Source organism: Citrobacter sp. RHB21-C05, assembly GCF_013889015.1.
GTDB classification, from domain to species: Bacteria; Pseudomonadota; Gammaproteobacteria; order Enterobacterales; family Enterobacteriaceae; genus Citrobacter_A; species Citrobacter_A sedlakii.
In genome coordinates this window covers 1,537,336-1,559,054 of record NZ_CP057611.1, presented here as the reverse complement: position 1 = coordinate 1,559,054, position 21,719 = coordinate 1,537,336, and the positions used below count along the sequence as shown (strand labels likewise).

18 protein-coding genes and 1 tRNA gene are annotated in these 21,719 nt (G+C 55.5%); 5 read left to right on the top strand and 14 right to left on the bottom strand.

The genetic code is table 11. The features are described 5' to 3' along the window. Window positions 1-16 precede the first annotated feature (16 nt). Window positions 17-712 (bottom strand): 16S rRNA pseudouridine(516) synthase RsuA, encoded by a 696-nt coding sequence (gene rsuA / locus HVX72_RS07440; protein ID WP_042284580.1) that lies wholly within the window; start codon window positions 710-712, stop codon window positions 17-19. A 150-nt stretch (window positions 713-862) separates the two neighbouring features. Between rsuA and HVX72_RS07435 the strand changes: the two genes are divergently transcribed. After that, the gene (locus HVX72_RS07435; protein WP_060569337.1) at window positions 863-2,623 is read left to right on the top strand and encodes a DEAD/DEAH box helicase; all 1,761 of its coding nucleotides are present in this window, start codon (window positions 863-865) and stop codon (window positions 2,621-2,623) included. 124 nt (window positions 2,624-2,747) lie between these two features. Further along, window positions 2,748-3,032, top strand: coding sequence for a 50S ribosomal protein L25 (rplY, locus tag HVX72_RS07430; RefSeq protein WP_042284586.1), 285 nt, complete (start codon window positions 2,748-2,750; stop codon window positions 3,030-3,032). Between the two features lie 52 nt (window positions 3,033-3,084). On the opposite strand, the gene yejK is transcribed toward rplY, so the two are convergent. Then, complete coding sequence (gene yejK, locus HVX72_RS07425) at window positions 3,085-4,092, bottom strand: nucleoid-associated protein YejK (RefSeq protein WP_042284589.1); 1,008 nt, start codon at window positions 4,090-4,092, stop codon at window positions 3,085-3,087. Between the two features lie 181 nt (window positions 4,093-4,273). Between yejK and HVX72_RS07420 the strand changes: the two genes are divergently transcribed. From HVX72_RS07420 to HVX72_RS07410, 3 genes are all read left to right on the top strand, one after another. Further along, window positions 4,274-4,501, top strand: a complete 228-nt coding sequence (locus HVX72_RS07420) for a YejL family protein (RefSeq protein ID WP_042284592.1) — start codon at window positions 4,274-4,276, stop codon at window positions 4,499-4,501. Between the two features lie 30 nt (window positions 4,502-4,531). After that, a complete protein-coding gene (gene yejM / locus HVX72_RS07415) occupies window positions 4,532-6,292 on the top strand; it encodes an LPS biosynthesis-modulating metalloenzyme YejM (RefSeq protein ID WP_060569339.1) in 1,761 nt (586 codons plus the stop codon). 73 nt (window positions 6,293-6,365) lie between these two features. Continuing rightward, window positions 6,366-6,442: transfer RNA gene (locus HVX72_RS07410), tRNA-Pro, on the top strand. A gap of 105 nt (window positions 6,443-6,547) precedes the next feature. On the opposite strand, the gene HVX72_RS07405 is transcribed toward HVX72_RS07410, so the two are convergent. The 12 genes from HVX72_RS07405 to HVX72_RS07350 form a co-directional block, all read right to left on the bottom strand. Further along, a complete protein-coding gene (locus HVX72_RS07405; protein WP_181822885.1) occupies window positions 6,548-7,891 on the bottom strand; it encodes a VasL domain-containing protein in 1,344 nt (447 codons plus the stop codon). Window positions 7,892-7,918: 27 nt separating this feature from the next. Further along, window positions 7,919-8,362, bottom strand: coding sequence for a type VI secretion system baseplate subunit TssE (gene tssE, locus HVX72_RS07400; protein ID WP_181822884.1), 444 nt, complete (start codon window positions 8,360-8,362; stop codon window positions 7,919-7,921). A 2-nt stretch (window positions 8,363-8,364) separates the two neighbouring features. Next, entirely contained in the window at window positions 8,365-8,901 is a 537-nt protein-coding gene (gene tssJ / locus HVX72_RS07395; RefSeq protein ID WP_181822883.1) for a type VI secretion system lipoprotein TssJ, read from the bottom strand. After that, window positions 8,882-9,937 (bottom strand): type VI secretion system baseplate subunit TssG, encoded by a 1,056-nt coding sequence (tssG, locus tag HVX72_RS07390; RefSeq protein ID WP_181823252.1) that lies wholly within the window; start codon window positions 9,935-9,937, stop codon window positions 8,882-8,884. The genes tssJ and tssG overlap by 20 nt, the downstream gene beginning before the upstream one ends. Beyond that, the gene (gene tssF / locus HVX72_RS07385; protein WP_181822882.1) at window positions 9,937-11,700 is read right to left on the bottom strand and encodes a type VI secretion system baseplate subunit TssF; all 1,764 of its coding nucleotides are present in this window, start codon (window positions 11,698-11,700) and stop codon (window positions 9,937-9,939) included. The genes tssG and tssF overlap by 1 nt, the downstream gene beginning before the upstream one ends. Before the next feature lie 25 nt (window positions 11,701-11,725). Further along, window positions 11,726-13,303, bottom strand: a complete 1,578-nt coding sequence (tssA, locus tag HVX72_RS07380; protein WP_181822881.1) for a type VI secretion system protein TssA — start codon at window positions 13,301-13,303, stop codon at window positions 11,726-11,728. Further along, window positions 13,303-16,719, bottom strand: a complete 3,417-nt coding sequence (locus tag HVX72_RS07375) for an ImcF-related family protein (RefSeq protein WP_181822880.1) — start codon at window positions 16,717-16,719, stop codon at window positions 13,303-13,305. The genes tssA and HVX72_RS07375 overlap by 1 nt, the downstream gene beginning before the upstream one ends. Then, window positions 16,703-17,860, bottom strand: coding sequence for a type VI secretion protein (locus tag HVX72_RS07370; protein ID WP_181823251.1), 1,158 nt, complete (start codon window positions 17,858-17,860; stop codon window positions 16,703-16,705). The genes HVX72_RS07375 and HVX72_RS07370 overlap by 17 nt, the downstream gene beginning before the upstream one ends. 2 nt (window positions 17,861-17,862) lie before the next feature. Continuing rightward, on the bottom strand, window positions 17,863-18,129 hold the full coding sequence (locus tag HVX72_RS07365) for a PAAR domain-containing protein (protein ID WP_181822879.1): 267 nt from the start codon (window positions 18,127-18,129) through the stop codon (window positions 17,863-17,865). Window positions 18,130-18,156: 27 nt separating this feature from the next. Beyond that, a complete protein-coding gene (locus HVX72_RS07360; RefSeq protein ID WP_181822878.1) occupies window positions 18,157-18,912 on the bottom strand; it encodes a hypothetical protein in 756 nt (251 codons plus the stop codon). A gap of 150 nt (window positions 18,913-19,062) precedes the next feature. After that, window positions 19,063-19,809: a hypothetical protein gene (locus tag HVX72_RS07355; protein ID WP_181822877.1), complete on the bottom strand. Its 747-nt coding sequence runs from the start codon at window positions 19,807-19,809 to the stop codon at window positions 19,063-19,065. Then, entirely contained in the window at window positions 19,806-21,680 is a 1,875-nt protein-coding gene (locus HVX72_RS07350) for a lipase family protein (RefSeq protein ID WP_181822876.1), read from the bottom strand. The genes HVX72_RS07355 and HVX72_RS07350 overlap by 4 nt, the downstream gene beginning before the upstream one ends. Window positions 21,681-21,719 lie beyond the last annotated feature (39 nt).

The window sequence follows — 21,719 nt, the reverse complement described above, 5'->3', positions numbered from 1 at the left end:
ATATCAATGCGGGGGCTTAACCCACGCTGGCAATTTCTTCTTCAGTCAAGGGGCGATACTCGCCTGGCGCAAGGTCAGCATCAAGGGCGATAGCGCCGATCCGCTCACGATGCAGCGCCACCACATGATTACCGACCGCGGCGAACATGCGTTTCACCTGATGATAACGCCCTTCGCTGATGGTCAGACGTACCTGGGTCGGCGTAATAATCTCAAGCGTTGCCGGTTTCGTCAGATCTTTCTCGTTATGCAACTGCACGCCTTTGGCGAATTGATCCGCGGTGTCGTCGGCCACCGGCGATTCAAGGGTGACAAGGTACGTTTTTTCGCAATGATGGCGAGGAGAAGTGATGCGGTGCGACCATTGACCATCGTCGGTCATCAGCACCAGACCGGTAGTGTCTATGTCCAGCCGTCCTGCGGCATGTAACTTGTACGCAACCGGCTCATCGAGGAAGTAGAGCACGGTCGGATGATCCGGATCGTCTGTCGAGCAAACATAGCCCTGCGGTTTATTGAGCATGAAGTAACGGGGTCCGTGCTGCTGGACCAGCGTGTTGCCGTCATATTCAACATTGTGCTCCGGCAGCAGTTTGAACGCAGCGTTGCGGACAATCTCACCATCCACGGTAATACGGTTAGCGCGGATCTCACGCCCGGCAATAGCGCGGCTGACGCCGAGTTGCTGAGCGATAAATTTATCAAGTCGCATGAGTTTGATTTTGCCTGTAAAAATACGGGAAACGGGCAATGTGCCCGAAAGTGGCGTTGTTATTTGCCCAGTATAGCGGGCTAACAACATCCCTCAAGGGAAAACGATTCGTGGCATACTATACCCGAGTTCGTTACGCATTGTGAGACCATGATTTTTACACTTCGTCCCTACCAACAGGAAGCCGTGGACGCCACGCTCAACCATTTCCGCCGCCACGGTACGCCAGCGGTCATCGTCCTCCCTACCGGCGCGGGCAAAAGTCTGGTGATCGCCGAACTGGCCCGTGTCGCCAAAGGGCGCGTGCTGGTGTTGGCCCACGTCAAAGAACTGGTCGCGCAGAACCACGCTAAATACCGCGCGCTGGGGCTGGAGGCCGATATTTTCGCCGCCGGGCTGAAGCGCAAAGAGAGTCAGGGGAAAGTGGTGTTCGGCAGCGTACAATCCGTCGCGCGCAATCTTGACGCTTTCCAGGGCGAATTTTCGCTGTTGATCGTCGATGAATGCCATCGGATCGGCGACGATGAAGAAAGCCAGTATCAGCAAATTCTGGCCCACCTGACAGAAGTGAACCCTCACCTGCGCCTGCTGGGGCTGACCGCCACCCCGTTTCGCCTGGGTAAAGGCTGGATTTATCAGTTCCATTATCACGGCATGGTGCGCGGCAACGAAAAGGCGCTGTTTCGCGACTGCATTTATGAGTTACCGCTGCGCTATATGATCAAACACGGTTATCTGACGCCGCCGGAGCGTCTGGATATGCCTGTCGTACAGTATGACTTCAGCCGTCTGCAGGCGCAGAGCAACGGTCTGTTTAGCGAAGCCGACCTGAACCGCGAGCTAAAAAAGCAGCAGCGCATTACGCCGCATATCATCAGCCAGATCGTCGAATTTGCCCAACACCGTAAAGGCGTGATGATTTTCGCCGCCACCGTAGAGCACGCCAAAGAGATCGTCGGATTGCTGCCCGCTACGGACGCCGCACTGATTACCGGCGACACGCCAGGCGCGGATCGCGATGCGCTCATTGATGCTTTCAAAGCGCAGCGTTTTCGCTACCTGGTGAATGTTTCCGTCTTAACCACCGGTTTTGATGCGCCGCATGTCGATCTGATCGCCATTCTTCGCCCAACCGAGTCGGTCAGCCTGTATCAGCAGATCGTCGGGCGCGGTTTGCGCCTTGCGCCAGGAAAAACCGACTGCCTGATTCTGGATTACGCCGGAAACCCGCACGACCTGTATTCCCCGGAGGTTGGAAGTCCAAAAGGCAAAAGTGACAACGTGCCGGTGCAGGTGTTCTGCCCCGCCTGCGGATTCGCCAATACTTTCTGGGGGAAAACCACCGCAGACGGTACGCTGATCGAGCATTTTGGCCGCCGTTGCCAGGGCTGGTTCGAGGATGATGAAGGGCTTCGCGAACAGTGTGACTTCCGCTTTCGTTTCAAAAACTGCCCGCATTGCAACGCCGAAAATGACATTGCCGCCCGCCGCTGCCGCGAATGCGACGCCGTGCTGGTCGATCCCGACGATATGCTGAAGGCGGCGCTAAAGCTGAAAGACGCGCTGGTGTTGCGCTGTAGCGGTATGGCCTTGCAGCACGGTCAGGATGAGAAAGGCGAGTGGCTGAAAATCACTTACTATGACGAAGACGGCGCAGACGTTAGCGAACGTTTTCGTCTGCAAACGCCCGCCCAGCGCACCGCCTTTGAGCAGCTGTTTATCCGTCCGCATACCCGCACGCCGGGCGTTCCGCTACGCTGGATCACCGCCGCGGATATCCTGGCGCAGCAGCCGCTGCTGCGCCACCCCGATTTTGTCGTCGCGCGGATGAAAGGCCAGTACTGGCAGGTACGTGAAAAAGTGTTCGATTACGAAGGACGCTTTCGCCGGGCGCATGAATTGCGCGGTTAATCGTAGTTTTGATTGATGTGTCGGGCGTTTGAGTATAGAATCTCGCCCGCTTTTGCATACGCAAAGCAGATCACTTACCTGTTGCTGGGTCGCCTGTAGCAGGAATTATTAAAGAGAGATTTAAATGTTTACTATCAACGCTGAAGTACGTAAAGAGCAGGGTAAGGGTGCGAGCCGCCGCCTGCGTGCCGCTAACAAGTTCCCGGCGATCATCTACGGTGGCAAAGAAGCCCCGATCGCTATCGAACTGGACCACGATCAGGTTATGAACATGCAAGCTAAAGCTGAATTCTACAGCGAAGTTCTGACCATCGTTGTTGACGGTAAAGAAGTAAAAGTTAAAGCTCAGGCTGTACAGCGCCACGCGTTCAAGCCGAAGCTGACTCACATCGACTTCGTTCGCGCGTAATCGCCAACACGTCGAAGAGAAACCCCGCCGCGGCGGGGTTTTTTTATGTCTGTTAATTCCCACCCGATGTGCGGCGCTGCAACTGGTCGCGCAGGTTCGGCGGCGTACCTTTAATGGTCAGCGTATCGGTAGCCGGATCCCAGAAAATTCGCTCGCCTAATAACATCGCGTCAAAATTAATGGTCAACCCGCCGCCGCTGCCGGCATATTTGGTCAACTGGCGCAGGGTGCTGCGATCCGCCGGGAAACTCTCTTCCAGCGCGTAACCTTTTTCGGCGGTAAACTCGCTGAAGCTCACTTCACTGACGCCGGAAAGCTCTTTTGACAGCGACTCCAGCTCGATCTCTTCTCCGGCCTGCAGTTGTTCACTGCAGTAGCTGTAAACCTGCTGACGCACATTCTGGCGTTCGGCTTTGTCAAGCTGCGCCTCTGCGGTGAAGTCATCGACGGCCTGCAGCAGTCCGCGGTTTTGCGCTTTGGCGTTCAGCCCTTCGCTGGCGCCAAGAAAATCCATAAAGAAATCGGCGACTTTGCGCCCTACCCGCCCTTTCAGGAAGGTCAGATAACGGGTGGACTCCGGGTTGGTTTCCCATTCGGTGAGATCAATACGCGCCACAATATCCGCATGGTTAATATCCAGATAGTGCGTCGGGTTGATATCCAGGTTTTCATTTACACGCATGCTGCTTAAATTGTTCAGCACCGCCACCAGCAGGTACTCTACCGCCAGATAGCGATAGTGGCAGAACAGGACGATACCGCCGTCCGCGAAAGGATACTTCGCTAACTCATCGCGTAAACGGCCGGTCGCCGCACGGCTAAAGGCGAGAAAATCCTCCTCCCCCTGACGCTGCAACCGCAGCGCTTGCGCCAGTTCACTTTCTTCGCTGAACAGGCCATACGCTTTATTTTTCGCGCTATAGACCCGGTGCAACTCGGCCACCATCTCAACAACGGTGTTTGTCGGTTCCAGTAATGAATCGCGCAAGACCAGCTCAAGGTTTTGCTCATCGCGTTTGATAAGCTGGTGCAGGGCAATCTGGTTGATATCCAGACTCATGATAAACTCTCCTTTAAGACCGGGCGGTATTCAACCACCACCCGCGAAGCGACGCAACAGAAGATGCCGCGCCGTTTTGCCTTTAGCACAGTAATGCGAATTATTTGCGGATAAAAAAGCGGAAAAAAAACTGCTGCTACGGTAATATGTTGCCCTTTCATGAACAAACTGATTTCGATTTATGCCACAAATCTCCCGCTACAGTGACGAACACGTTGAACAGATGCTCACCGAGATGCTCAACGTACTGGAAAAACATAAGGCGCCGACTGACCTTTCCCTGATGGTGTTGGGAAACATGGTCACTAACCTTATCAACACCAGCATTGCCCCGGCTCAGCGCCAGGCGATAGCCAACTCTTTTGCCCGCGCGTTGCAGTCTTCGATCAACGACGACAAAGCGCACTAAAGCCGACTTCGGGGAAACGAACGACACGTTATGGTAACTCATCGTCAGCGCTACCGTGAAAAAGTCTCCCAGATGGTTAGCTGGGGACACTGGTTTGCACTGTTCAATATCCTGCTGGCTATTGCGCTCGGCAGCCGTTACCTGTTTGTCGCCGACTGGCCGACAACGCTGGCCGGTCGCGTTTACTCGTATGTGAGTATCGTCGGGCATTTCAGCTTTCTGGTGTTTGCCGCCTATCTGCTGATCCTGTTCCCGTTGACGTTTATCGTCATGTCCCAGAGGCTGATGCGTTTCCTGTCAGCCATTCTGGCGACCGCCGGGATGACGCTGTTGTTGATCGACAGCGAAGTCTTTACCCGTTTCCACTTGCATCTTAATCCCATCGTCTGGGAACTGGTGATTAACCCTGACCAGAATGAGATGGCGCGGGACTGGCAGCTAATGTTTATCAGCGTGCCCGTGATCCTGCTGATTGAGATGCTGTTCGCCACCTGGAGCTGGCAGAAGCTGCGCAGCCTGACGCGACGCCGGCATTTCGCCAGGCCGCTGGCCGCCTTCTTTTTCGTGTCGTTTATTGCCTCGCACGTGGTGTATATCTGGGCCGACGCGAATTTTTATCGCCCGATAACCATGCAGCGCGCCAACCTGCCGCTGTCTTATCCGATGACAGCGCGCCGTTTTCTGGAAAAACACGGCCTGCTGGACGCGCAGGAGTATCAGCGCCGTCTGGTTGAGCAGGGTAATCCGGAAGCCGTTTCCGTTCAGTATCCGCTGAGCGAATTGCGTTACCGCGACATGGGGACCGGACAAAACGTGCTGTTGATCACCGTCGACGGCCTGAACTATTCGCGTTATGAAAAGCAGATGCCAGCCCTTGCCGGATTTGCCGAACAAAACATTGCCTTCACGCGCCATATGAGTTCCGGCAACGCTACTGACAACGGTATCTTTGGCCTGTTCTACGGCGTCTCGCCGAGTTATATGGACGGCATTTTATCCACCCGCACGCCAGCCGCGCTGATCACGGCGCTCAATCAGCAGGGCTACCAGTTGGGACTGTTCTCCTCCGACGGTTTTACCAGTCCGCTGTATCGCCAGGCGCTGCTGTCAGACTTTTCAATGCCGAGCGTGCAAACGCAGTCCGACGAGCAAACCGCCAGCCAATGGATCAACTGGTTAGGGCGTTACGCCCAGGAAGATAACCGCTGGTTCTCGTGGGTTTCGTTTAACGGCACCAACGTGGATGAAGATAATCAAAAGAATTTTGTCCGCCGTTACGCCCGTGCCGCTGGTGATGTCGATAAACAGATAAACCGGGTACTCGGCGCCCTGCGCGAGTCCGGTAAACTGGACAACACGGTCGTCATTATCACTGCGGGTCGGGGTGTTCCGTTGAGCGAGGAACAGCGCAACTTCGACTGGTCGCGTGGACATCTGCAGGTTCCGTTAATCATTCACTGGCCGGGCACCCCCGCCCAACGGATTAACAGCCTGACCGATCATACGGATGTGATGACCACGCTGATGCAGCGACTGCTGCACGTAAGCACCCCTGCCAATGAATATTCCCAGGGGCAGGATCTGTTTAACGCCAACCGTCGCCACTACTGGGTAACCGCAGCGGATGGCAATACGCTGGCGATCACCACGGCGGACATGACATTGGTGCTGAACAGTAATGGCAAGTATCAGACGTATGATTTACGCGGCGAGAAGATCAAAGATCAGAAGCCGCAGCTAAGCCTGCTGCTACAGGTCCTCACGGATGAGAAACGTTTTATCGCTAACTGATTTATAATTAATCAGTTAGCGGGATGTCCCCTTGCATTCGGTGTGGAAAGCGGTAGTATTAGCACCCACGAGTCGGCACGTAGCGCAGCCTGGTAGCGCACCGTCATGGGGTGTCGGGGGTCGGAGGTTCAAATCCTCTCGTGCCGACCAATCAAATTTTTGAACACATAACAGATGTACCTGTGTTCATTACCCCACGAAAAAACAGCGAGTGTAATCACTCGCTGTTTTTTTGGCTGAATGATGATCCGGTTACTACGGTTTGTGTTCTTTCATCAGCGCGTAACGAGTCATAAGCTGCTGTAAATGCTGTTCCGCCTGGCTTTGCTGCGCCGCAGGCCAGGGTTGCCCTTCCGGCAGGAGTGCAAGCTGGCGCAGTTTTTCCTCGAGCGGCACAGCGCGGTTAAATGACTGCGTCATGGTAAAGACAGCCGACTTCAGTTCGCTGACCGTCATGTACTTCCCTTTCTGCTCGTCCAGCGCGTTCAACCGGTTCGCCAACTGTTGTAACTGCGTCATTCCCTGATGCCAGCCGTTGAGATTTTCTCCAGGAAGCGCCGACGCGGTAAGTTGCTGCTGCCACTGCTGCGCCAGCGGCTTTGCCTGTTCCGGCCACAGGATAAGCGCCTGTTGCACCAGACTGTCGCCGTAGCGGATAACCCAGTCTGGTTTTAACTGCGCAAGCCGTGCAAGTTGCTGCTGCGTCTGTTTGATACCCGTTTCCGGTGACGGAGAGGACTGCCGGAAAGACTGTAATTGTTCATCCGAAAGCGCGGCAGGTAAAGGCGCAAGCGTTGCCGCAAACTGCCCCTTCGCCGGGTCCGCATTATGCATCATTTGCCATCCCCAGACCGCCGCGCCAGCCAGCGCCATCATCGTCAGCATCCCGGCGGCGAATGGCTTCCAGAGTTTTACCGGTAGCGGAGAGTCTGTCACCACCTGCACATTCGGCAGCGGTTCAGGCTGCGCGACATAAACCCATTTTACGCCTTCAGCAGGCGTCGTCAGGCCGGACGACCTTACGGCATCACCCGGTACGCACACGCCGGCGGACGGCGCGTTTTCGGTATCGCCATCGCTGTTTTCCAGCCGCACCGCGACGTTATGCAGTTGAGTACGCAGGGCATCGAGCTGACTGGCGTGTTTCAGTTCCAGCCGCTGTAACACACCACCCAGCGCGTTCAGATGTTCCTCCGCCTGGTACAGCTGGCTGAGATCGGCATAGCGCAGCGTCAGGGTACGCATCACCTGCTGTAGCCGTTTACTGAGCGCACTGAGAATTTCCATCCGCGCATGCACGGGTTGCGGCCACAGATTGCCCCACTGTCGGGAGAGAAGCGCGTCCAGTATCGCCAGCCCCTCATTCATGCCGTACAGCCCGGCCAGATGGGTGCGCGCGAGCGTGTACCAGGCAGCGGTCTGCAACTCCACGCCATTATGCTCAAACAGCGACAGGCAGAGTGTTTCTGCATGTGGCCAGTTGACGTCGGGGCGCGCCGGGTGGGTCAGTTTGTTCATTTCATCGCGGAGTGCGGCGTAATCCGCAAGCGTGCGCGGGTCACCGCCGGTGTTAAGGTGGCGTTCAGAAAGGGTTGTCATCGTCAGGGCTTCATTCAAAGAGAGGAATTAAATCGCCGCGCGGGCATCCAGGTACTGCTGTTGCTTCAGATGGCGGATGAGCACTCTGCCTTCAGGCATAAATTCGGTGCCATAGCGCACCAGCCCGATCCCCTTCAGCTCCGCGTCGATGGCGTAGCGCAGTTCACCGGGCTGCGTCTGCTCCAGCATCACCACCGTAATTTTGCTCAGCCGCGGCTCATACTTCAGCAGCACCGCTGACAGCGTGGTGATGAGCTGGTGCGCGGTGCCCGGCATCCCCTGGAGGATTTTGGTCATATCCGGCAGACCGTAATCCGGGAGGTGCGCCAGCGTGCCCGCGCGGCAGTTGAGAATACGCTGCATGTTGTCCAGCACCGACAGGATAAGCTGGTTTTCCTCGCTGACGTTGTGCAGGTCGAGACCACCAGAGAAGTTGCCAAACAGGGTTTCATAGAGTGAAGGCCGCGGCATTATCAGTCCTCCTTCAGGGGTAGCAGGGTCAGGCGGTTGTGGCTGGCTTCAATAATGCGCGGTTTGTCCGGGTCGAGGTCGTCACGGGTCAGCACCAGACGCCAGGTGTCGTTCGCCTGGTCGGGGGCCATAAACATGCCCGCCACCGCAACAAACTGCGCCGCCTCTTCCATCGGCATATCCAGCGCCACGGATTCGCCCGGGCGCAGGCGGATATCCTTTTGCGCCACAAGGTCAGCGTTAATGGCCTGGCTGTCGTCAGCAAACAGCGACGGATAGTCGGTGCTGTCGAAAGCCTTACGATCTTTCAGCTGGTAAATACGCACCACCGTTGCCAGCGACATCCCTTTCGCGTTGTTATTGACGCCCTCACGGGCCCGGATATCCAGATGCAGGGTTTTTACCTGCTTGTAAAAAACAGCGTGGGTCATGGATACAGCGCCGTCTCTGATGCCTTGCGTCAGGCCACAGCCAGTCAGCGCCGTGACCACAATGCATGCCAGCAGCGTGGCGGAAATGTTACCAGCGGTAATCGCCATCTTCATCGCTCTCCCTTCGGTGAATGTTTTCCTGAACGCGCTGATAACGGCCCAGGTGAATGGTGAAAATGTCATTTTGGTTTTGGCGCGAACTGAGGGGACGCAGTACTGCCGTGCGCCCGAGCTGTACCGCCTGGTTTTCGCCGCAAACCATCCGCGCATCCGGCAGCAGGTGTCTGGCCACGCACAGTTGTAACCTCACGTCCAGATGTGAACCCAGATACACGTGCAGTAGCGCCATCAGGTCACCGTGCAGTTCGCCTCCGGGCAGCCAGCCCCGGACCTCCTCAGGATTGCCGGAAGCCAGCCGCACCAGCACCTGGCCGTTAACATCGATACCGTGCGTTCCCATAACGGGCTGATGCCTGAGGCTGGCGGGGCGTTGCGTACTCATGGTGAGCTGATTTTTCAGTGGGATGCGGCAGGGGTCATGGTGATACACCGTCGCAAGCGTGTCCGGCGCGAGCAGCTGTACGAGAGCGGTTATCCCCTCAGCCGTGCGCCCGGGCAGCAACATCACCGGCAGCAGCGCCAGAAAACGCGACAGCGGCGCCGCGGTATTTTCCGCACAGCCGGGGATCCCCAGCCCCGCCAGTCCCAGCAGGTATTGTGAAGTGTTATCGGTCCCCCCCGCTTCATACGTTGCAGGATAGGAATACTTGCGCCAGATACGGTAATACTGGGTAATCAGTCGGTGGTTGAAGATATCGAGAAAATCCCGCGTCGCCTCATGACCGTCCCGCCGTTGCGCAATATCATCAATATAGTGCGTCGGCAACGGCGATTCGACACCGTACAGTCCCGTAAAAGTGACATACACCGACGGCGGCAGATGCGTGTGCTCCGGCTCCGGATCGCCCATCCCGCGGATTTCACTGGCCGGGAACCCCATCCCCGGATGCGGACGAAAACGCACCGGCTCCTGACGAACCCGCCAGTCGCTGCCGGGCACCGGCGCCTCTGGCTGACTCTGCTCAAGCAGCCGGCAGAGGCGGTAAAAGTTCATGTACGGCAGTTGATGCCGTAACCTGTTTATCAGCCGGGCAGGCGAGGATTGTGATTTTCTTTCCACCGGATACATTTCCCTTCTGGCTGAACAATCAGCGTGAGCTGGTTAAACTGGTTCATATCGGCATACAGGGCGAAAAAACGACTGAGCATTTCGCCGAACAGATGGACATCCCCCTCGCCGGTAAACCCCTTGCTGTCGATAGTGACCTCCACGTCCAGCCCTCGCAGTAAAAACCCCTCTTCAAACCGCTGAATACGATGGTGCCTGACCGCCTGAATGGCGTCCAGACGGCGGTTGTTCAGTTCATCCTCCCGCCAATTGTAAAGGGCGAGCGTTCCGCGCAGCACATCTGCGCTGCTCATCATGTTGAGAAAGCGGGTGCCAAGATGACTCATCACCCGCCAGTGAAAGCGGTCCTCCGCTGGCGGGTACGCCGGGAGCGTCGGTTTGCACAGATTGCGGACAGTGAGAGGCGTTCCGGACACCTGTTCGCAGCAGTCCAGCAGCGTGCTCTGCAGCGCCCGGCGCGGCAGTTGTCCGTTGGTGCCGGTGATGCGCAGGGAGACCGCTTCCCGCTCAATGCCCCGGTCAGCCTCCTGGTGCCCGCCGCCCAGAATCAGCCAGGTGTCGTGCATCCCGGTCACCCCCCGCTTCACGCGGGTGTGGTAATAACGTTCCGGCGCGTGGCGGCGCATCATCCCGCCCTGATGGCGAAAGCTGGTGAACGGCACGTAGCGCGCATTTCCGGTGCGCCCGGAGCCGATGACGCTGTCAACGGAATAAATCTCGGTATGCCCGTCCTGCAGCCGCTTTGGACGCAGCAGGTACTCGCTCTCCAGCCCGCTGATGGTCAGCGGGTCAGCCTCAAGCGTGAACAGGTTAATCACTGGCACACAGTGCAGGCGCAGGGCATCACGGGTGACCGGCAAATCGCTTTGCCAGACCTCACTGAACACCACCTCAATATCGAAATGCGCCGTTCCCGGCGGCAGCGTGACGCTGTCCAGACCGTTAAGATGGACAAACATAAATTTTTCCCGGAAGGTGAAATATTCCAGCAACAACTGGTAGCCGCTGAAGGCGCTCTCTCCCTTCGGCCAGAGACGGTCCTCTTCCTCAAAGCCACCCGGCGAGAACCAGCCGTCAAGCCGGGTGCGGTCAGTTTGTCCGGGCAGGCGCAGGTACAGCGCGGCCTGACGCTTTGTCAGCCACAGGTGCAGGGCCGTGCCCGTGACGGCGTCCTCCCCGAGGTAGAGCGGCAGGCGCTTCAGGCTCACCTGCGACCAGTCCGCTTGTGGGCTGCCGGTAAATCGTATCCGCAGAGCCGAACGGCCGTCCGACTCCGTGGTCATCACCACGTCTGACACCGCCAGCGGGTTCAGCGTCACGTCGCGGGTTGTCCGGTAGCGGCAGACGGTATTTTTCGGCCCCACCGGACGGGAAGCGATTTCCAGCCCGGCAGGCACCACTTCCCCCATTTTCATCGACGGTACGTCCGGACTGAACGCCACCACCGACAGCGACGGAATGGTGCGCATATAATGCGGCCACAGCATGCTGACCAGCCCTTCGGTCAGTTCCGGCAGGTCATCGTCGATTTTTTCGCGCAGACGCCCCATGGAAAAAGCAAAGCCTTCAAACAGGCGCTCAACGTACGGGTCCGGGGTACCGGCTTTGTCGAGATCCAGCATCGCCGCCCGGTCGGGGTGGGTTTGCGCAAACTCCTTCGCCGCTTCGCGCAGGTAACGCATTTCAGCGTCAAAATAACGCAGGGTTAAATCGTCCATTTCTCTTCTCAGCGTTCAGTGTGAATCAGCCGCACAGCACAGCGGCTTTCACCGGGTCTGTCGCAACCAGCCCGGCCAGCAGGTGTTCCATTTCCGGATTCAGGCGTGCTTTGTCCGCCTCGCTGCGCCCGGCTTTCATGCGCAGCAGCTTCAGGCGGCGGGCCTTCACCTCAAACAGCAGTCCGGGCTCCCAGTGCGTCAGCGTGAGGGCGTCAGCGCCGCCGTCCAGTTCGCCCAGCAGGTGCAGCGCCAGCTCATTTTTACCCGTCTGTTCGGCAATACGCGCCATCAGGAGGCGCAGCAGCCAGCGGCTACGGGTCGACGTGATGCCGGGACGGTTCTGCAACCATGCCAGCGCGGCCTCCGCCCCTTCGCTGTCGGCAAGCGCCAGGGCTTCCGGCTCCAGTTGCAGAATGTCATCATCCCCGGCCACAGTGGCAGAACTGACGGTATGTTCCTCTGTCCGGCCCGCCGGATTATCCAGGACCTGCAGCTGGATCCAGTTCAGGGTCACCTCATCGGCAAACGGCGTGCCGTCGTTAAAGGCCAGCGTCTCCAGCCCCGTCAGGCGCGACAGTAGCCCCTTGAGATCGGACTGAATAATGGCCGCCTCATTTTCATGACCGGATTTGACCAGCGCCTGGTGCAGGTACCACTGCACATCCAGCCACAGATGGTTTGCCCCGCGCGACAGCAGGCTGTCCGCCTCCTCCATCAGCTCCCGCCAGCTTTGTTGCAGGTACAGGCGCTTAAGCAGCGCCCGCTGGTCGGGTTTTGGCGGTTCAATGCGGGTCTTGCCGTCAGCGAGGAGTGCCGGTAACCGGTGAAGCGTGTCATGACGCAGGTTTTTTATCAGCCGGTGTGCAGCAAGCCAGCCGTCCGGCTGGTTTCGCAGGTAATCCGCCAGCACCCGCGCCTGCGCAAGAAGCTCCTGACCTGAGGCGATGCCCGTGAGCGACGGCACGCCGGCGACGGGAGCCGGGGTATGCACCCTCTCACTGACATTTTGCGGCACCACGGCCTCCGGACCGCCGGATTTTTGCAGCCGGGCCTCTAGCGCAGCATAAAGCGCAGCGGGTAAAAGCGTTTCCGCTCCCTGCTCCAGCAGAATCAATGCCCCCGTAATACGTTCATTGTCGGCCTTGTTGACTTCAGGATAACGCGACAGACTGTCGAGCATCCGGGAACTGGCCAGCCATTGCAGCGCCCCCTGGCGGCTACGGTCACGCTGTGGATGCAGTTGTGCGCCGTAACGCTGCATTAACCCTGCCAGCAGTTCGAGGCCATCCGCCAGACCTGCTTCACCGTCGCGGTGCAGCCGCGCCCAGGCATAATATGAGGCCACGCGGATATCTTTTGTTGTGGAGATGAGCAGCTTTTCGGCCAGCCGGCAAACAAGTTCGGTGTCGGCACCGGAAAGCTTATTCACCTCCTCACGCATCAGTTGAAAATCATCATCATAAGCCGGGTCGTCGCCGACCGGATTATCAGGAGACAGCGGCAGCAGCCAGTTTTCCCACAGGGAAAGGCGCTGATGCGCCTTTTTTTCCAGCGCCCCGGGGGTCATTTGACAGGCGCTAATCAGGGTGTGCAGGGATGCCATCAGTACGGCTCCTCTCCGGTGTTATCATTATCCGCCAGCGGCTCCGTGGTGGGAGCGGTGACGGTGAAGATCGTCGCCGGCAGGGTAAAATTACGCAGCTTCAGCAGCGCCAGCGGCCCCTCTCCGGCCTCCGTGCGCAGGGTATAGTTCAGCGACCTACCGTCCTGCGCCTTCCAGCTCAGGATCCAGCTGCTGCCGGCCCCCGGATATGCGCTGACCGACGCCTTATCCAGCAAGCGTATCCAGCCCCAGGCGCCGGACATATCGGCGTACTGCCGCGTGCCGGCCTGGGTGCTTATCCAGCTCAGCGCCGCGCCCGGCGCTTCGGTATCTGCCGGCCAGGTAATCCGCTTCCAGGTGGGCATCTGGTTCATATAAGTCAGCGTCTGGCCGTCAATCACAAGCCGGGTCTGCATAATGCCGTCGGCCGTACCGGGGCGGAGCTCAAAGGACAGCCCCGCTTCCCCGTCAGTGAACACCACATCGGAAATATGGCTGAGGATATCCAGCGCCTGTAAAAACGCCGGATTAAAGGTCAGTCCCTGCGCGTTAATGCTGTCCGGCACCCAGTGGCTTCCCTCTTTATGCAGCACGCCAGTCAGACGGGTCTGCAAAAAGCGGGTGATGCGTCCGGAATCGGCGTTAAGGTATTTCGCCAGCAGAGGTAAGGAGACTTCACTGCTCACATTTTTAAACGGATAGCGTCCGCCAAACGCGCTGTTCCAGTCATCCACCACCGCGCTCTGCCACCGGGCGTTGAGGCTTTCCGCCGCGGGCGTCAACACCTGTTGCCAGGCCTGCTCCATGGGGCGGACAAACACCGTCTGCCCGAAGCCACTCCACTCCTGGCCCAGCCCCGCCGCCACCAGGCTGCCGTAGTCGCGGGTTTCGGTTAAGTCCACCGCCTTGCCCTGAAACACCGTCTGCGCAAGTAGCTGTGTCATCGCCTGCGGGTCAGTGGCGTTGGTCACCTGCTGAAGGCGCAGACGTACCTGAGTGACGCGGGTCAGGAAAGTCTGCAGATTCAGGTTACTGGCCTGTGTTCCCCCCTCCCGGTTATCCATTAATGCCAACACAGGTCCGAAAGTCGCATCCAGCGGGCCGTGTCTGCCCCCGCTCTGGTCAATCGCAGGCAGTTTATCGCTGCCGAGCAGATTTCTGGCGGATTTCACCAGCGAATCGGATATCGCCTCGCCGGTTTCTCCGGTTCGTCCCTGTATGTTCAGGGTGTTCATCAGCGCCACCAGCGGTGACTGGCGGATATCCGCCATCAGGGTGAGTTGGTCAATAGCATCGGACAGGGTTGCCGCTTTCTGAAGCCGCAGACTGTTGAGAAAATCCAGCCATGCACCGCTGTAGTCAGCGAAATAGCGGGCCGTCAGACGCTGTGCCAGGGCTTCCGGCGGGACCTGTTGCGTGGCGCGCTGCTGGCTGTCGCTCAGTACCCAGTCCATTTCATCGCGGCGTTCCGTGACCACCTTCTCAATGGCTGGCTGCACCGCCTGCTCCCAGGCCTGGCGGGTGAACATCCCCGGCACCACCTCGCCGGTGATAAACAGCCTGGACGCGTCAGTATCGCCGGTCATATCTTCCAGACGCATATCCGCGTACTGGTTCGCCACCTGTGCGAGCATTTTCTGATAGAGCGTGGACTCGCTGTTGCGCATCCCCATCTGGCGCACCAGCAGGGTGCGCGCCTGACTGACCAGTGTATCATCGGCAGGCAGACGCCACTGTGGATGTGACGCCAGGCTGGCGCCGTAAAACGCCAGCAGCGACGGACCGCTGCCCTGCCAGGTACCATCGCTCACTCCGGCCCGTTGCGGCCACTCACGCATCAGCGTGGCGGAGAACCAGGCGGCATCCAGTTTCTCCGGGCGCGCGAGCATCAGATAAAGCTTTAACTGGTCATAGGCGGTTTTTGCCAGCCGTTCACGCAGCGGACTGTCCGGCGGCAACTGCACAAATGCCTGTAGCTGCTGCGTCAGCTGCGCAGCCGCCGTATCGCGCAGCAGCGGCTGCGCCAGTTCCCCGTAGCGCGGATAGAGTGCTGCCAGCAGGGCGCTGTTCTGGCTGAGGCCGCCACGGGCGTACCAGGGTGCGCCGTGCAGTAAGCGGTACTCAAGACGGGCAAGAGTCTTCTGCAGTTCAGAAAGGGCATGCAGCCGCGCGACCAGTGGTTGTTGCTCCATCGAGGCCTGCTGCACCTGTTCCTGTGCCGTCGCCACCAGGTTGCGGTTGGCGATAAAGGAGACGGTCATAGCTGCGCCCCAGAGGAAAAGCAGAGCGCCGACAGTTAAGGCTGCAACCTGCAGCCAGCTAAAGTCGGGTTTGCGCGGACGCAGCCCCGCCGGCAGCGACTGTGCCGACGCGGGAATCGCATCCCAGCAGTTATCCCGCCCCCAGTGATGGCTGACACTGCGTCCGGCCTCTGCCGGAGGAACGCTGAACACCACGCCAGCCAGCGGCAACGGACGGTACGGATTAAGCAGCACCGATAATGGCTCCGCTACCGTTTCCGGTTTACGGGTCAACTGGTCGGCCAGTGCGAGTAAAAAATTGTGTTGTGGGCTACCACCACATACCTGCTGTATCCCCTGCGCGGTCAGTTGCGGTATCAGTCCGGCAAGCTGTCCGGCGAGCGTTTGCGGCGTGCTGCCAGACGGCAACAGACAACCTACTGGCTGAGTGACACGCCCGGTCTGCTCTCCGGCACGCGGATGCAGCGACCAGACATACAGCGGCAACTTCCAGCCAAGCGCGTTAAAGCGGCTGTTCAGGGCATGGGCCAGCGCGTCCATAGCATCCGGTGTAGGTGCGCACATCAGGCCTGCATCTTCCACGCCCGGCAGACCGTCCAGTGCTGATGTCACCCACACCATGCCGTCAGCCGGACGATGTCGCAGTTTACGCAGCGCAGTGAACCAAGTGACGTCTGGCGGTGTCGCAGGGTCTCCGCCCCACAGCAGTAACGTTCCCTGGTCTTCCTGCCAGATTTCCTGTGTAAGCTTTGGGGTCAGTCGTTCCACATCGCTGACTGAACCGGTTACCAGCAGGATGCGGATTTTACGGAACCAGGTACGCCCGTACAGATGGTGCATCGTCTGGCGAATCTCGCCCACCGTAATATGACGTGGAGGCGTCAGCGCCATGCGGCCTTCTTCGTCAGGTAAGACATTATTCTTCTGGGCCTGGCGACGGTGATAACTTTCTTTAACATAGCGGGACAGGGCCGGCAGATAACGAATCAGAACCAGCGCCAGGCACAGCAGGACAAACGCCAGGATCTGCTCACCCCGCGTATCAATATTCAGTATGCCGCCATAGCGGGTAATCCCCCACCAAATAACGGCCATTCCGGCCAACGTAAGTCCGGCCAGGCCAAACCGGCCCAGGCTATTACCCGGTATATTCATCTTCACTCCCTGGGGTGATGGTACTGATAAAATGTTCTGTTTTCGTGCTGAACAGCGCCAGCAGGGGTTGTTTACGAAGGCTGACCAGATCGGCTGCCAGCGCGGTCAGAAGCCAGGGCGCAGCGGGTCCCGGCATACCGCACCATTTTTCCAGTAATGTGATCTCTTCAGCCTTCCATGGGGCATTCGCCCTGCCGCCCAGGGTAATGAGCTCAGCACTCTTTTCCGTCCACTTTTTTGCGTCCCCGATAACAGAAGGCGTCCGGCAGGCAACAGTCTGCGTTTCCAGAAACAGGATGATATCGTCTTCAAAGTTCGTCATATCTAAGGGCATCGGACGCAACAGCCGTGATGAGTGCGGCAGATGGTATTTTCGCGCCACATCATCGCTGGTCAGCAACAGCGCGGCCAGCCCGTCGGAGTATGCTGTACCGCCGTTGAGCTGGATGATCAGAAGTAGACTGACCGTCAGTACAGGCTGCTTCAGGCGTTCTTCAACTTCCGACAATGAGAATGAGTCGGTAACGGTAATGTCATCAGGCACGGCGCGGCCAGGAATGTGTTCTTTCCAGAGGTGACTAAAACTGCTGGTCAGCTCAGGCGAGGGATTATCCGTGACCAGCGTGACATGCATCGGCAGTTCTGCCGGCAGGCACTGCACGTGCGCTTCTGTAGCGGCAAGCAGTGCATGCATCGCACTCAACTGCACAGGCTCTTCTGCCGGAAGGTAATTAATCCTGCGGGTAAGTCCATATTGCTGAGGCCGCTCACTCCCCCAATGCGCCGCCGTAATATTATCCGGCAACAGCACTCCACTGCCCAGTATGGCCAGCCAGCGCCCAGCCCAGTCTTCCCACTGCTGTTGTCCGTATTCAGCCTCTTTCAGTAAGAACTGATGCGCTTTCAGATCCCTGTCCCACAGGTAGCAACGCAGGCAAAAAATGAGCAACCAGCATCCTGCAGGCATCAGGGATACCCACCAGATATTCATCGATGAGAGCATTTTTACGGTGCCGGAGGCATGGAGGACAAAGAGCAGAACTCCGATAATCACCATCAGTACACCGGCAAGCAACCAACGGGGCAGTGAAGGTGCCGGAGGCTGCTCAGTGGTCAATACTTTTGTTCGTACCCAGCCCATTTTTATCCTATCGCGCATTCCGGTGCGCCGGAGATGACCTGACAACCACACTGACATTTACAGCCATCGACCACGATGGCTTTACCATCCGAAGACCATTCCGGCGATCCCTCGATAATGGCATTAGTGCCATGTCCCGGAATCGGGCAGCTGACTTTATCCCCCAGCAGCGCTACGGGTTTTCCGTTTACAATCATGGTGGAGGATGCGGAAATAACAGCACCACCATGCGTGGTTTTATCGCCGAGTAATACAAACCCTTTAGACATATTCACTCTTCCCATTGCTATTAATTTTTAGCGAGATTTCTGTTTTACAAATTCATATTTCGTTTTCTCTGAATTTGGGAAATGACGATCTATTATTTTATCTCCATTAGGATATATAAGCGTATATCCATCACCTTTTTTTTCTGGAGGCAATACATCAACAAGCAAATTCACATGAAAAATAGGAGCAAATACGATACTGTCGGTATCATGCATGCGATAGGTCAGCATAGATTGACCTTGTATATTAAGTACTGACATGCCATCGCTTGTAAATTTCTTTTTAATTAAAGGATAATAGTCCTTATTTATTATAACATTCCCATATATATCTTCATAATGGCCATCACCGCGTGGTGGTGCATTTCTATCAAAAACAAAAACAATATCAGTAGGAATATTTCTCTTAATATCAGCCCCAAACTGCATCATATTACTAAACTTAAACTGGAATCTTATATTACTGAGTTTCCATACGCACTCCCCCCCCCCATCAAGCGCAACACGGTTGCTCACAGTATCGCTGTCGGTTTCAGGCTGAAAAGGAACAGTAAGCAGATGATAACCCGCCCGGGAAGTTATTGCTCCCGTTGAGGTGAATACTTTGTCCCTGCATTTTTCCGAGCGATAAATCACCTCCATCGGTAAAATATCGACATCAGCGGGTTTAACGACGGAAACTTTTACAGTCTTACCATCCGCTGGCGGAGAAAGATCTTCGCTTAGCGCGCAACCACTAAGAGCTAATAACGGTAGCAGGTATAATACATTAACCTTTTTCATTCATCATATTCCTGTTTTGTCCTACGGAAACGCTCCAGGGCAGGCATCAGTTTAATTATTTCAGCCACTTAAATTCTCAATAATAATGTACTGAACAATATAAAAAGGCCAAAACCAGCTTATACACATAGAGTTCACACATAAATCAATTTATTTTATTTCTTTAAGTTTTTTAAAATCGAGAGGGTAAGAACCTTTTTTCTTGAGGGTTTGCGTGCCATCTGGATAAATTGAAAGTGTATTATCGCCAATTTTTTCTGGACCTAATATTCTCACAAGTTTATCAGAATATACGTGAGGCTCAAAAAAAATACTTCTCCCGTCATGAACCCTATAAGCCAGCATCTTTTCACTTTCAATGCTAAGAGTTTTTGCATGATCAATAATGCGGTCATATATAACCAAGGGATAATAATCATTTTCTATTTTTATATCCCCATAGACATCTTCATAATGTCCATTCCCACGAGGAGGAGGGTTGTTGTCAAAAACATAAACTATATCATTAGGAATGTTATTTTTAATATCAGCCCCAAATTTCGTCATGTCACTGAACTTAAACTGAAAACGGATATTACTGAGTTTCCATTCACACTGACCGCCGCCGTCCAAGGCAACACGGTTACTCACGATGCCACTGCCCGTTTCTGGCTTAAAAGGAACAGTAAGCAGATGATAACCCGCCCGGGAAGTTATTGCTCCCGTTGAGGTGAATACTTTGTCCCTGCATTTTTCCGAGCGATAAATCACATCCATCGGCAGAATATCGACATCAGCGGGTTTAACGACGGAAACTTTTACAGTCTTACCATCCGCTGGCGGAGAAAGATCTTCGCTTAGCGCACAGCCACTAAGAGCTAATAACGGTAGCAGGTATAATACATTAGTCATTTTCATTCATCGTATTCCTGTTTTGTCTTACGGAAACGCTCCAGGGCAGGCCCACCTTCAGGCATCTGCTCCGTGACTTTCAGGGTTTCAACTAGCAAGCGTTGCAACGCAGCAAACAGCCGGTTCCTTTCCTGTTCATTATCCGGGATGCCGGAATCTGACATCTGTTTCTCAAATGCAGCCCTGCTCTCTTTGCGCTTCAGCGCTATATCAGGGCAGACAAGCTCTACCAGTTGATTATTGATATATGGCAGATAAGCTGAAGGCATAAAATGATTGAGCGGATTGGTAAGTATGGAGTCCAAGTCCGGGTTGGTATTTTTGGGGAAATATTTCCTCATACTATCGGGTGTTAAAGAACGAACAAACTGCACATCCTGATTTTTCGCCGCAATGCTTTTCTCTTCAGCCAGAGAGGGAATTAAATAATATTTTGTTTTTTTCGGCAACCGGTACTTTATTTTGCGACAGTTTGGGGCACTCATTGAGCCTTCACATTGCATGCTTTCCACCACCTGGGTGGTATAATAGAACAACGCAATATCACCATGATGCCAGAAGCAGTCCCCCACGGTAACACCGGAGATTTTCTGTGAGAGCAGTTCCGCTACAGACCATGTTGTACCCAGCACGCTGCCCACCGGGCCATAAATCTCATAAAACCAGTTATACAGGTTAACATCCGGTGGAACGCTAGTGACGGAGTCCGAGTCATTGACGTGCCTGTAGTGAGTAATGTCCGTAAGCCGCAAAATGGCGTCAGCGGTAAAAACCCTTGGCATGCCATAGGTGTAAAGTAAGGGGTTCTTTAATTTTAATTCTGCGGCGTATATCAATGCCAGCGCCCCCCCTAAACTATGACCACAAAGAAAATATTCTTTCTCATTAATTAAAGTTTCTAATTCATCAAAATTCGCTGGAGCCTTATTTTTAGCACATTCAAAAGCATCCAAAAAACCCTTATGAATTTTACCCGCCGGAGCAAGATAGGACGGACACACCTGTGGGCTAAAGGTAATGTCAGTTATCCAGTCTCTCACTTCCATAGTACCGCGCCAGGCGACAATGACATGTTCATCGTTCGAAACATAGAATAACTGAGTATCATGCTGAATAATATTCCCAGCGGTGGTGACGAAGCGCGGATTGATGTAGCGCTGGCCAAAGGGAACGTCTTTAACTACGGCGTAATAGTCATGCTCATCGCTTAATTTTGGGGCTGCGGAAAGGTCGAGACATTCCTGTTCGAAATACTCAATAATCTTTTTTTCGTCAGCATATGACAGATCGGCCATTATCCCTAGATTATAGGCATTGACTATTGAATAATCCGTTTGATGGTGCAATATTAATGACCATGCGCGAAATGGGCACACTTCAAAAACGTAACGACAGTTAAGCTTTTTTATCGTCTGACCGGCGAACCTGGCGTCAGGGAAATGATATTCCGGTGGATTCGCTTTATCTTTCCATTCCGGCATCATCTCAGGAAGGGTATCGCACAACTGGCCAATTTTTAGATAACGATATTCGTATCCTTCAAGAACCGCTTTGGGTTTTACGGTTGAATCATCCTCAGTACGCCCAAAGGGACGCAATGCCCTTTTTTCCATCTCATCTGCAAGCGGTTTTGCTTCAATATGCAAAATCAGTTCAAGGGGGTGCAACCCCTCTATTCGAATTATACCACTGGCGTCGCTTTTGCCGGTATAAGAGGCACACTGACTACGAGTCGCTGCATTCTCAGCCACATATGGCATATTGGGAATAGGGTCTTCGAGTTCATCCAGGAGTTGAATCTCAACCCAGTACTTCTTTTGTTTGCCGGTATAAGTGTCCGGGTATTTACACTCAAGAGATGTAGTCAATGTACTCATGATTGTTCTTCCTTGTTATCTGGCGTTCTTCATCAGGAG